The 12,259-nt window shown below is 33.2% G+C and carries 11 protein-coding genes; 7 read left to right on the top strand and 4 right to left on the bottom strand.

Features of this window, described 5'->3' with window-relative positions; translation table 11 throughout:
* Positions 1-12: 12 nt before the first annotated feature.
* The 4 genes from BW939_RS05820 (at position 13) to BW939_RS05805 (ending at position 5,212) form a co-directional block, all read left to right on the top strand.
* The gene (locus BW939_RS05820; protein WP_076450736.1) at positions 13-615 is read left to right on the top strand and encodes a hypothetical protein; all 603 of its coding nucleotides are present in this window, start codon (positions 13-15) and stop codon (positions 613-615) included.
* A gap of 88 nt (positions 616-703) precedes the next feature.
* Positions 704-1,468 carry a diaminopimelate epimerase gene (dapF, locus tag BW939_RS05815; protein ID WP_076450734.1) on the top strand — a complete coding sequence of 255 codons (765 nt, stop codon included), beginning with the start codon at positions 704-706 and terminating at the stop codon, positions 1,466-1,468.
* A gap of 39 nt (positions 1,469-1,507) precedes the next feature.
* On the top strand, positions 1,508-2,533 hold the full coding sequence (gene mltG / locus BW939_RS05810) for an endolytic transglycosylase MltG (RefSeq protein ID WP_076450732.1): 1,026 nt from the start codon (positions 1,508-1,510) through the stop codon (positions 2,531-2,533).
* Positions 2,534-2,701: 168 nt separating this feature from the next.
* A complete protein-coding gene (locus BW939_RS05805; RefSeq protein ID WP_076450731.1) occupies positions 2,702-5,212 on the top strand; it encodes a TonB-dependent receptor domain-containing protein in 2,511 nt (836 codons plus the stop codon).
* A gap of 72 nt (positions 5,213-5,284) precedes the next feature.
* Here the strand turns inward: BW939_RS05805 and BW939_RS05800 are convergent, their stop codons facing one another.
* The 4 genes from BW939_RS05800 to BW939_RS05785 are packed head-to-tail and all read right to left on the bottom strand — an operon-like array spanning position 5,285 to position 8,405.
* Entirely contained in the window at positions 5,285-5,740 is a 456-nt protein-coding gene (locus tag BW939_RS05800) for an adenylyltransferase/cytidyltransferase family protein (RefSeq protein ID WP_076450729.1), read from the bottom strand.
* Positions 5,741-5,772: 32 nt separating this feature from the next.
* Complete coding sequence (gene galE / locus BW939_RS05795; RefSeq protein WP_076450727.1) at positions 5,773-6,795, bottom strand: UDP-glucose 4-epimerase GalE; 1,023 nt, start codon at positions 6,793-6,795, stop codon at positions 5,773-5,775.
* A gap of 42 nt (positions 6,796-6,837) precedes the next feature.
* Positions 6,838-7,278: a hypothetical protein gene (locus BW939_RS05790; protein WP_076450726.1), complete on the bottom strand. Its 441-nt coding sequence runs from the start codon at positions 7,276-7,278 to the stop codon at positions 6,838-6,840.
* A 2-nt stretch (positions 7,279-7,280) separates the two neighbouring features.
* Complete coding sequence (locus BW939_RS05785; protein WP_076450724.1) at positions 7,281-8,405, bottom strand: DegT/DnrJ/EryC1/StrS family aminotransferase; 1,125 nt, start codon at positions 8,403-8,405, stop codon at positions 7,281-7,283.
* A gap of 171 nt (positions 8,406-8,576) precedes the next feature.
* Between BW939_RS05785 and BW939_RS05780 the strand changes: the two genes are divergently transcribed.
* The 3 genes from BW939_RS05780 to BW939_RS05770 are packed head-to-tail and all read left to right on the top strand — an operon-like array spanning position 8,577 to position 12,220.
* Complete coding sequence (locus tag BW939_RS05780; protein ID WP_076450722.1) at positions 8,577-10,172, top strand: S8 family peptidase; 1,596 nt, start codon at positions 8,577-8,579, stop codon at positions 10,170-10,172.
* 53 nt (positions 10,173-10,225) lie between these two features.
* Positions 10,226-11,410, top strand: coding sequence for an MFS transporter (locus BW939_RS05775; protein WP_076450720.1), 1,185 nt, complete (start codon positions 10,226-10,228; stop codon positions 11,408-11,410).
* A 21-nt stretch (positions 11,411-11,431) separates the two neighbouring features.
* Positions 11,432-12,220, top strand: a complete 789-nt coding sequence (locus BW939_RS05770) for an NUDIX hydrolase (RefSeq protein ID WP_076450719.1) — start codon at positions 11,432-11,434, stop codon at positions 12,218-12,220.
* Positions 12,221-12,259 lie beyond the last annotated feature (39 nt).

Below are 12,259 nucleotides of genomic sequence, written 5' to 3'. Positions count from 1 at the left end.
AATTTAAATACGATGAAAAATTTAATCAAAATTTCACTAAGCCTATTCGCTTTTATGAGCCTTGGTTCATGTGCTGTGTACACAGATCAAGGTGGAGGGTACGGAGATCCGTATCTAAGTAACGGTGCTTATTACGCACCAAGTAATTATTACGGAGACGGAGGATATTGGGGTAACGATGGATATTATTACAGAAATGACATTCATTATTATTACGATCAAGGCATGCCTTATTATTTCTACGGAAACAGCAGACAGAAAGTGTATGTAGAGAGAAATGCGACTTCTAATTCTGGTGTCAGATCTGGCAATTATGGCTTTACAAGTCCCAATTCAACAACAAATACAAACCCAAGACAAAATAGCGGAGGCTTCAGAAATCCTCAAAAAAATCAGCAAAGCCTACCAAGAAACAATGGTGGCTTTAGAAACAACCAGCAAAATCAGCAGACGCAGCCGAGAAATAATGGAGGTTTCAGAAATAATTCTAATACTAACCAAAATACGAATACCAACCAAAATTCATCTGGCGGTTTTAGAAATGGCACAGAAAACAACCGACAAACCCCTACTCCTAATAAAGAAAGTACAAACGGAAACGGTTTTAGACGATAAATATTCTAAATAAGTTGCGAACGGCATTTCGTCGTTCGCTTTTTATTTTATTATACTTAATTTTGCTGGCTTTTAAAATCAATAGAAGATGATGAATTTTTTTAAATATCAGGGTACAGGAAACGACTTTATAATGGTAGACAACCGCTCGGGGGAATGGAATAACCTTTCTAACAAGACTATTACAGCGCTTTGTGATCGTCGTTTTGGGATTGGTGCTGATGGCTTAATCAAAATTAATTCTGCTGAAAATGTAGATTTTGAAGTTGATTACTATAATTCCGACGGATCAAAAAGTTTTTGCGGAAATGGCGCCCGCTGTTCGGTAGCATTTGCGCATTTTCTAAAAATTTTCAATGATTCTACAACTGTTTTTACTGCTATAGACGGTCTTCATGAAGCCGAAATCAAAGGTGAAATCGTTAAACTAAAAATGAGTGATGTAAAAACGATTTTAAAAGATGGAAATGATTCTGTTTTAAATACAGGCTCGCCCCATTTTATAAAATATGTGAATGATATTGCAGATGTAAATGTTTTTGAAGAAGGAAAATTGATAAGATATTCAGAAAACTATAAGGAGCAGGGCATCAATGTGAATTTTGTAGAAGAAATTTCTGATGAACAGATTTTTGTGCGTACTTATGAAAGAGGTGTTGAAGACGAGACTTACAGTTGCGGAACTGGCGTTACAGCTGCGGCTTTAACTTATCTTGATAAAAATTCAACTAATCAAATAGCAGTAAAAACTTTAGGTGGAGATTTAAAAGTTTATGCAGAGAAAAACAATAATTCTTTCGTTAATATTTGGTTGGAAGGACCAGCAAAACAAGTTTTCAGCGGACAGATTTAAATTTAAATACTAAATACCCTCATTTCGATTTTATAAACTATGAAAAAAGCAGTTTTAATTATTGTTCTTCTACTGATTGCTATTGGTGGATTTTTTGGCTTTAAATTTTATAAAAAAAATTTTGGAAACAACATCAAAAAAGATGGCTATGTTTTAATTCCTCATGGTGCAGATTTTAAACAAATTTTAGATTCTGCAGCAAGATATATTGATAACAGCGCTGCATTTGAATCTGTAGCGACAGAGAAAAACTTGCAAAAGACATTCAAGCCGGGCCGTTATCATTTTAAAAAAGGAATGGGAAATTCAAACCTTGTGAATATGATTAAAGCCGGAAATCAAAGCGAAAATTCTTTCAGAATTGGTGATTTTGGGGACGTTTATCAAATGTTGGGGAAAGTTACCCGAAAAACAGAAATAGATTCTTTGAAATTTGTAGATGAATTTAATAAAATTGCTGTAAAAAAAGGGTACACATCTGCGGAAGATTTAAAAAAATATTTTTTTATTGATACCTACAATTTCTACTGGACGGTAACTCCAAGTGAATTTTTCAAAAAATTTGACGACCAGTATCAAGAATTCTGGAATACTGATCGTAAGGCAAAAGAAGCTCTGTCTGGGCTAAGCAGAGATCAAATTTATGCTTTAGCATCAATAGTTTTCAAAGAATCTGGAGGTAAACCAGATGAAATGAAAACCATAGCAGGATTGTACCTGAACCGTTACAAAAAAGACATGAAATTACAGAGTGATCCTACGGTAATTTATGCAATGAATAAGCAGAATAATTTTAAAGAATCTATAAAAAGAGTTCTCTATAAACACCTTTCTACACCATCTCCATTCAATACATACGCCCAAAAAGGAATTCCCCCTGGACCAATTTGTATTACCGATAAAAATTCTGTTGATGCGGTTTTAAACTCAGAAAAAAACAGTTTTATTTTTATGTGTGCAGATCCGTCAAGACCCGGTTTTCACAAATTCACTGATAATGCAGAGGAACATGCTGCAAATGCAAAGGTATATCAGGAATGGCTTAACTCGCGAAATATCAAATAGTAAAAATATTTAACCTTTTTTTAACAATTTAAAATTTAACAATCTAGGTTAAAATGCGTCTAATAGAACAGAAATAATAAACAAAACTAACTTGTTTGCAATAATTTAAATCATAAGAAACAGTCTTATTTTTTATTTTTTTTGCATTCTGTATACAATTAAGAACTTATGAATCAAACTGAAATCATCAGTCTGTTTACCAAAAAGACTTTAGGATTAACTTTCGTATTATCTGCAGCTGCTTTGGCTTTCGCACAAGAGAAAGTAAATATCACGGGATCTGTGGTAAACAAAGATAATCAGCCCGTCCCGTACGCTTCAGTAACGTATGTAAACAAAACCAACAAAGCACTAAGTGAAGGTGCACTTACAGATGAGAATGGACAGTATGTAATGGGTATCACACCAGGAAATTACGATATTACTATTGATGCCATCGACTACCGAAAAGCTGCCTTCAATAAACAAATAGCAAAAGCTGGAAATGTAGGTTCATTATCTATTGAGCCTGAATCTACAACTACAAATGCTAAAACGCAAGACATTAAAGGTGTTGTAATTACTGCAACTACAAAGCCTTACAAAGTTGAACTAGATAAAAGAACGTATGACCCATCTCAGGATATAGTAAGCAAAGGAGGAAGCTTACAAGATGTTTTATCAAACGTCCCTTCAGTTTCTGTAGATACAGACGGAACGGTATCAATGAGAGGAAGCTCAAACGTTCGTTTTTTAATTAACGGAAAGCCTTCTGCCCTTCTTGGTATTGACGATGGCGCCAATGCATTGCAAAGTATTCCTGCAGATCAGATTGAGAGAATTGAAGTAATTACCAACCCTTCTTCAAAATTTGAAGCAAGCGGAACTGCAGGTATTTTGAATATTATTTTAAAGAAATCTAAGAAAACAGGTTTCAATGGTAGTGTAATAGGAACTTTAGGATATTTGCCTCAAACCAATTTAAATACCAATTTAAGCTGGAGAAAAGGTAATGTAAGTTGGTTTCTGAATGGTGGCGGTGGCTACAGAGAGTCTAAAAACACCAACAGAAACAATGCTTATCTTTCTACAGGTGATTTCAGAGAAACGCACAATGAGTCTATTTCTAAGAGCAAAAACGACAATTATAATGCTTCTGGAGGACTTTTAATAGATCTTACTGAAAAAACATCCATTAACGCTTCTGGAACGGTAAGAACTTTTAATGGACAAAATGTAGGAAACATTGATTATGTAAATTACGGTTTCAATAATGCTATAACAACTAGAAACAGAACGAGTACAGGCAATAATGATAATTTAGCATTTCAGGGAGATTTTGGGCTTGATCATAAATTTGATGACAAAGGGCAAATCTTAGCTGTCTCTTTAAGTTTACAGAGCAACCGCTCCAATAATGGCAGCGACATTTACCAAACTCAAAACAATCTTTTTGATCTAGAAAACATTATTGATCAGAAGACGAGAAACAAAACTTTAATTGGAAAGGCAGATTATGAATTGCCGATTGGAGAAAACTCAAAATTGGAAGCAGGTTACAGAATTGATATTAATACAAACAATTATCAAAATATTATTACTCAAAGCACTTCTACTTTGCCGTTCACACTGTATCTTGAAGATTATTCTTACAGAGCTAAGTACGAGGAAATGTTTAATGCAGGATATGTTCAGTTCAAAAGTAAAATAGGAAAATTAGCATATCAGCTAGGCATAAGAAATGAAAATTCTAGAATTGACATCGATTATCTAAGTTTTGCGGGTGATGCAAAAAAATCTGTAAAGAATTACAATAATCTTTTCCCGAGTGTTTTTTTGAGCTACGAAATTTCAAAAGACAATCAGTTTTTGATGAATTATTCACGTAGAATTGACAGACCAAGATCGTATTTCTTGATTCCAAACCCAAGCTATAGTGATAACCAAAATATTTTTGACGGAAATATAGATTTAAATCCATCGTATGTAGATTCTTACGAGCTAGGTTACAGTATTTCCAAGAGTAAATTCACCATTAATCCTACACTTTATTTCAGACATCAGACAGACGATGTGAAAATTGTTACCTATAATAAGCAAGAGATAATTAATAATATTCCAACAACTGTTTTTCACACAAAACCTGTAAATATTGGTAGTGACGACAGATTTGGTCTTGATTTGAATTTCAATTGGGATGCCACAAAATGGTTGAAATTACTCGGTAATGTAGATCTTTTCGGTTACAATACAAAAGGTACTTTCTTTGATCCTACTCTCATTAGCAAACCCGTGCCTTTTGAAGGAAGTGGTTTTGCAGTAAGAGCAAGACTTACATCAACAGTGAAAATTGACAAAACGACAAGTTTTCAACTGCAAGGTTTCTACAGAGGAGGACAGAAAACTCAGAGTATAGACAGAAAAGATATGTATGCTTTGAATTTTGGAGCTTCAAAAACAATCTGGAAGGGCGACGGAACCCTTTCATTTAATATTCAGGATATTTTTAATACAAGAGCAATGCAATCAACCTCTTACGGACCTGGTTTCACAAGAGATTCTTACATGCAATGGCAGCCAAGACAGTTTGCGGTTTCACTAACCTACAGATTCAAGCAAGGTGAGAAAATCGAGCAGCCGAAGAGAAAGAAAGATGTGAATTCTAATGCTACAGGTGACGATCAACAAGGGCCAATGTAATCATTGGGTTTAATATAAAAAAAGAGTTCGGCAACTAAGTTACCGAACTCTTTTTTTTTGAAACTTTAATAGTTATTTCGTTTCAACTTCTTTACGAGAAGCCTTTTCTTTTTCAGCTTCAAAGATTCTTTTCCTCAAATCACTTGTTGAAAACCTATGATCTCTTTTGTTGTAGAAAATTTCAATTCCGTTATCAAGGCAATATTGTTTCCCGGTAAAATCTTTGTCTGCATAGTCGTCACCAATGATTCTTACATCAATTACAAAAGACTTTAAAATATCTTCCAGATCTTCTTCTGTATAGTAAGGTATAATCTCATCTACCGCATGTACACCCTTGAGCTGAATATATCTTTCTACAATAGTTTGTGTAGGTTTATTTTTGTTCGGACGGTCGTGCGACGGATCAATCTGCAGTCCTACAATAAGATAATCGCATACCGTCTTTGCTTCTTCCAGCATTTTGATGTGGCCTGCATGTAGTAAATCAAATGAGGAAAATGTAATGCCTATTCTATCAGTTTTCATCGTATTTTAATTAGTGTAATTTAAAATTTTAATTATTTTTTTCTAGACTCTAAATATTTCTGCCATTCCCAGGCTGTTTTTAGCGCTTCTTCCAGAGAGGTTTCAGATTTCCAGTTCAATTCCTTTTCTGCTTTATCAGCATTGGCATAAGCAACGGTAATATCTCCTTCTCTCCTGTCACAAATTTTGTAAGGAACAGCAACATTGTTTGCAGTTTCAAAACCTTGAACAACCTCTAAAACCGAAGAACCTTTTCCTGTTCCCAGATTATAAACATCGATTATGGTTTCTTCTGAATTTTTATTGATTAAACTTTTCAAAGCAGCAACGTGAGCTTTTGCCAAATCTACCACATAAATATAATCACGAACTGCCGTTCCGTCTTCTGTAGGATAATCATTTCCCCAAACGCTTAGCTTCTCACGAATTCCTGCAGCGGTCTGCATTACATAAGGAACAAGATTATTAGGAACTCCAATTGGTAATTCTCCTAATAAAGATGATGGATGCGCTCCTATTGGGTTAAAATATCTCAACAGACATATTTTACTTTGATAAGCCTTTGCAAAATCTTTCAGAATCTCCTCTCCCATCTGTTTTGTTTTTCCGTAAACGCTTTCTGGCATTTTTAGCTGAGTATTTTCGTCAATCGGCATTTCATCAGCCTGTCCGTAAACGGTACAAGATGAGCTGAAGATAAAGTTTGAGATTTTTCTTTCTTTAAATTCTTGCAAAATATTGATTAACGAAAATAAATTATTCTCATAATAATCAATTGGTTTTTCTTGGCTTTCACCAACAGCTTTAAAAGCGGCAAAGTTGATGCAACCCTCGATATTATGAGCATCAAAAACCTGATGGAGAAGTTCTTTTCTTTTTAGATCAAAAGGGTAAAAAATAGGTCGTTTACCTGTAATTTCCTCAATATTATGCAAAATAAATTTTTCCGAATTGGATAAGTCGTCCACAATAACAACTTCAAAGTTATTATTGATTAGTTCTACCACGGTGTGAGAACCGATGTATCCAAGTCCGCCTGTTACAAGTATTGCCATTTGTTTTTTGTATAAGTAATGTGTGATTGGTAAGTAGTAATGTTAACTTTGTTTTCCTATTTCTTCGATTTCTAAATATTCAAAATTATCATTTGATTTATATTGGTGAATTAAAAAAAGTACTCCAAAAATAATTAAATAAGGTATTGGTGCAGTGTAAAAATCAGCCTTATTTTCACCAAAATCTTTTACAACAAAAATTGAATAACTCAGAAATACAGAAATTGTAAGTAGAATTAACAATACCACCACTGAAAAGACAATAGTTGAATTTTTATTTTTCCTAATTAACATTACCAATGATATCAGCGATAAAATACTGATTAAAGTTACTGCTGTAAATGAAAATACATCTAATATACTATCAAAGTCTTTCGTATCAATTCTATTATTTACTCCTACTAAAAAAGAAATCGATATGATAATGTTTAATAAGAGTATAATCCAATAAACAAATTTATACTTAAAAACTTTCCTTTTCATCTTTAACCCATAAACTCCAACACAGCATCCGTAATATACTTCAACTGTTCTTCGTCTAATTCTGTATGCATTGGAAGAGAAATTACTTGATCCAAAAGTTTGTCTGTATTCACAAAATCTGCATCATTACTTTCCTGAAAATAAGCTTTTTGCTTTCTTAAAGCTACCGGATAATAAATCATTGCAGGAACTTCTTTTTCAGTTAAGAATTTTTGTAATTCATTTCTTTTTCCGTTCAAAATTCTTAAAGTATATTGATGAAAAACGTGAGTTGAATTTTCATCTCTTTTCGGAGTCAGTATATTTTCATTTCCAGCAAAAGCATCATCATAATAATCTGCCGCTTTTCTTCGAGCATCATTATAGGCATCAAGATTCGGAAGCTTCTTTCTTAAAATCGCTGCTTGTACACTGTCTAATCTAGAATTCACACCTACTTCATCGTGGTAATATCTCTCATACATCCCATGATTTACAATTCCTCTTAAACGATGTGCGAGCGCATCATTATTAGTAAAAATAGCACCACCATCGCCATAGCATCCCAAATTTTTAGAAGGAAAAAAAGAAGTTGTTCCAACCGTAGACATTGTTCCTGTCTTTTTTGTTATTCCGTCTGAGAAGGTAAAATCTGCACCAATTGCCTGAGCATTATCTTCAATCACATAGAGATTATTTTCTTCCGCTATTTTCAGAATCTCTTCCATGTTGGCAGGCTGACCAAAAATATGAACCGGAATTATCGCTTTGGTTTTTGGAGTAATGGCTTTTCTTACTGCTTCAGGCGAGATATTATAAGTATCATAATCTACATCTACCAAAACAGATTTTAATTTTAATAAATGAATAACTTCTACTGTAGCAGCAAATGTGAAATCTGCAGTAATGATTTCATCACCTTCTTTTAAATCTAAAGCCATCAATGCAATTTGCAAAGCATCGGTTCCGTTGGCGCAAGGAATTACGTGTTTTACGTCAAGATAAGATTCCAATTCTGTTTGGAATGATTTTACTTCAGGGCCATTGATGAAAGCTGCGGAATCCATTACTTTCAAAACTGCATTATCTACTTCATTTTTTATTTTGTAATACTGACTTTGCAGATCAACCATCTGAATCTTTTTCATATGTAGATTTTTAATTGTTTTTTAAGGGCTTATAAAATCGCTGAATCTTCTTTGGGTTAAAATTTCCAAATCTTTACGATTTTATAAATAAATATTTTCGTAAAAATACGATATTTAAAATCCTGCCAAAAATTTTATTGATTTTGTTTTATCTTTACTCAAAAATAATACATGAAAAAATCTCTACTTCTTTTTGTTTTAGTAATTTATGTATCAGTTTCGGCTCAAACAGAGCTTGTATTTGTATATTTTAATGGCAAACCAAACAAAGCTGCATTTTATGCAAATCCTTTGACAGAACTTTCTCAAAAATCTTTAAACCGCAGAACAACACTTGGAATTCCTTTAAATGACCAAGATGCTCCTTTAGAAAATTCTTACGTTCAGGCAATTGAGAGTATGGGTTTTACCGTTTCAGACAAGTCAAAATGGCTGAATGGTGTTGCAATAAATGCCAACCAAGCCCAAGTAAACCAACTAAAAACTCTACCTTTTGTATCATCAGTAGAAAGTTTTGCTAAAAATTCTTCATTAGTAGTAAAGATTAAGCATCAAAATAAATTTCAGGAAACTGAAAATTTCAACACGATTTTCAACTACGGCTCTGGAATGGAGCAAATTGACCAAATCAATCTAAAACCACTCCATCTCGCTGGTTATACAGGTAGTGGAATTTCAATTGCCGTTATTGATGCGGGATTTCCTAGCGTAAACAATGGCTCTACTTTTTCTAGACTTTGGACTAATAATCAAATTAAAGATAGCTACGATTTTGTTACCAAAACTTCCAATGTGTATGATTCAACACTCAATGCTCACGGAACGGCAGTTTTAGGAGCAATAGGTGGATACATTGAAGATACTTTTGTAGGTTCAGCACCAGATGCGGATTTCTATTTGTACAGAAGCGAAAATGCTTTAATAGAAGTTCCTGAAGAAGAAATGTATTGGATTGAAGCTGCAGAAGCTGCAGATAAACAAGGTGTCGACTTAATTACCACATCTTTGGGATATAATACTTTTGACGACCCAAAATACAGCTACACTTATGCCCACATGAACGGAAGCACATCATTTATTTCACGAGGTGCAGAAATTGCTGTCAATAAAGGTATTTTTGTGCTTTTTGCAGCAGGAAATTCTGGAGAACAATCTTGGCATTTTATAACTACTCCGGCAGACAATTCAAAAGTTTTCAGCATAGGAAGTGTAGATTCGGTGGGCGTTTCTTCAGGATTTTCTTCGTATGGCCCCAATTCAGCTGGCTTCATAAAACCCGATGCTTCTGCCAGAGGCACAGCTACGACAACTGTAAACGGGAGCAACACTATTTCAGTTTCGGGTACATCAATTGCTACTCCGGTTGCAGCTGGTGGTATCGCATGTTTCATACAAGCTTTCCCTGGTATGAACAGAGATACGATGAGAAATCAATTAAGGCAAACTTCATCACTATTTCCAAATCATACAAACCAAATGGGTTATGGGATTTTAAATTTTGGAGGCCTTTTCAATTCCACTCTCAGCACTTCTGAACTGGTTAGGAAAAATACAATTGCTATTTTCCCTAATCCCGTAAAAGATATTTTGAATATTGTTTCTGAAAAAGAGGTTATAATGGTTCAGGTTTATGATAATTTAGGTAGACCTATTTCTACTGAAAAAAATAATAAGTCTATTAAAGTTGTAAATTTTGCTAAGGGAACTTATTATCTAAAAATTCAAACTCAAGACGCTGTTTTTTATGAAAAATTCATAAAAGAGTAAAACGGCATTTTAAAACCCAACATTTTTCAGAAAAATCAAATAATTTCATTCTAATGACTACTCATCTGCGAAAAATCACTTTTCCGCTAAAGCTTACTTTCCTCATTTTTTCAATGGTTTTAAACTGTATGGGGATTATTATACTTCAACTCTCGGACGAAAATGTTTCTTATAATAAACTTGGTTTTTTAGAATCGTTTAAAGATTTGCCAATAGCATTTATTTCACTATTTGCAGTAAATTTCATCAGCAGAATAGGAACAAAAAAATCCATCATCATTGCATTATTTATTGTAGCAGTTTGTTCAATCATCTTACCATTTGTGGAGGTTTTTTGGTTCTACAAACTTTGGTTTGCTATCATTGGGACTTGTTTTGCACTAGGCAAAATTTGTGTTTTTAATATCATCAAAAACAATATCAGCGAAGAAAAAACACTTGCAAAAACCATGAATAGTGTTGAAGCTTCATTTATGATTGGTATTTTTGTAATCAATACAAGTTTTGGTTGGCTTATTTCTAGCCAATATGGTGAGTATTGGAAATTTGGCTTCTTTGGCATTGCATTGATTAGTTTTTATACACTTTTTCTTTTTTACAAAGCTGAAATCATCGAAACTGAAGACAAAAGCAAAAAGCTACTTCCAAATCTTGATGGCTATGGGAAACCTCATTTTTTATTATTTTTCGGTTTGGTATTTTTTATTGTTTTTACAGAGCAAACCTTTAATTCTTGGTTGCCCTCTTTTTACAAAAAACAATTGGGCGTAAACTCATTTTTCGCTTTGCAAGCTTCATCTTTTTTAGCTGTTTTTTGTTATCTAGGAAGAATAATTACTGCTCAGGTCATTAAAAAATTTGATTTGTCAAGATATTTTTATTTCTGTATTGCCATGATTTTGATTATTCTAGCTATCATTATTTCGATACAGATTTTATACCACGAAAAATCAATTGCTTTGCTCTTTATTTTCCCTATTATTGGTCTTTTTTTATCTCCACTCTATCCTGTTGCCAATTCAAAAATGATATCATCATCCGAGAAAGAAAAAATAAACGTACTCACATCTATCATTGTAATATTTTCATCATTAGGAAGTTCTGCTAGCTCGGCACTTATTTCTATAATATTTCAAAAAGAAATGTTGCATTTATACTCTACTTATATTTTTGTAGCTGTAATTGTGGTATTTATCTTTGGATTTTCATTTTTCAGAATGATCAATCAAAAATTATAGAAATAATTTTATTTTTACAGCATGAAAACAGATCACAACAAAAACATTGAAACACTAAAAGAACTTATAGACAGCAAAGATTTTATACCAAATGTCTCTGTAGATTGTACTATTTTCGGTTTTCATAATGGTATTTTAAAGGTTTTACTTTTAAAATACCATGATCTTGACTTATACTCTCTGCCGGGCGGATTTGTCTTTATAGACGAAGACTTACGACATGCTGCTGCAAGAGTTTTGTTTGAAAGAACACACATTAAAGACATATTTCTAGAACAATTTCATACATTCGGAAGGCTTAATCGTACAGAAAATAATGTTCACAAAACATTAATACAAAATAAAGGTTTGCAAATCCCTGAAGATCATTGGATATTGCAACGTTTTCTTACAGTTGGCTATTGTAGTCTTATCGATTTTTCTTTGGCAAACACTTTTCCAGACGCTTTTAATGAAACCTGTGATTGGTTTGAAGTTGATAATCTTCCAAGTATGGCTTTTGACCATGACAGAATTATAAATTCCGGATTAGAATTCTTGAGACACAACATCGATACCCAAGTAGCGGCTTCCAATTTACTTCCGGAAAAATTTACAATGAAAGACTTACAAAGCCTTTATGAGACAATTTTAGGAGAATCCTTCAGAAGAAACAATTTTCAGCGAAAAATTTTAAGCATGAATATGCTTGAAAGACTCGAAAAACTATACGATGGCTCTGCAAACAAGGCTCCTTACCTTTATAAATTCATTGAAAAATACCACTCAAAATCAAAACCTTACACCTTTTTTGAGGAAGAAACAATATAAATATTTGAGCAATTATAATTTTTAAATCAGATATTTTTT

This window comes from Chryseobacterium piscicola (assembly GCF_900156685.1).
In the GTDB taxonomy this organism is placed as follows: domain Bacteria; phylum Bacteroidota; class Bacteroidia; order Flavobacteriales; family Weeksellaceae; genus Chryseobacterium; species Chryseobacterium piscicola.
Note: the sequence above shows the minus strand (reverse complement) of the source record. Positions and strands in the feature narration are given on the sequence as shown.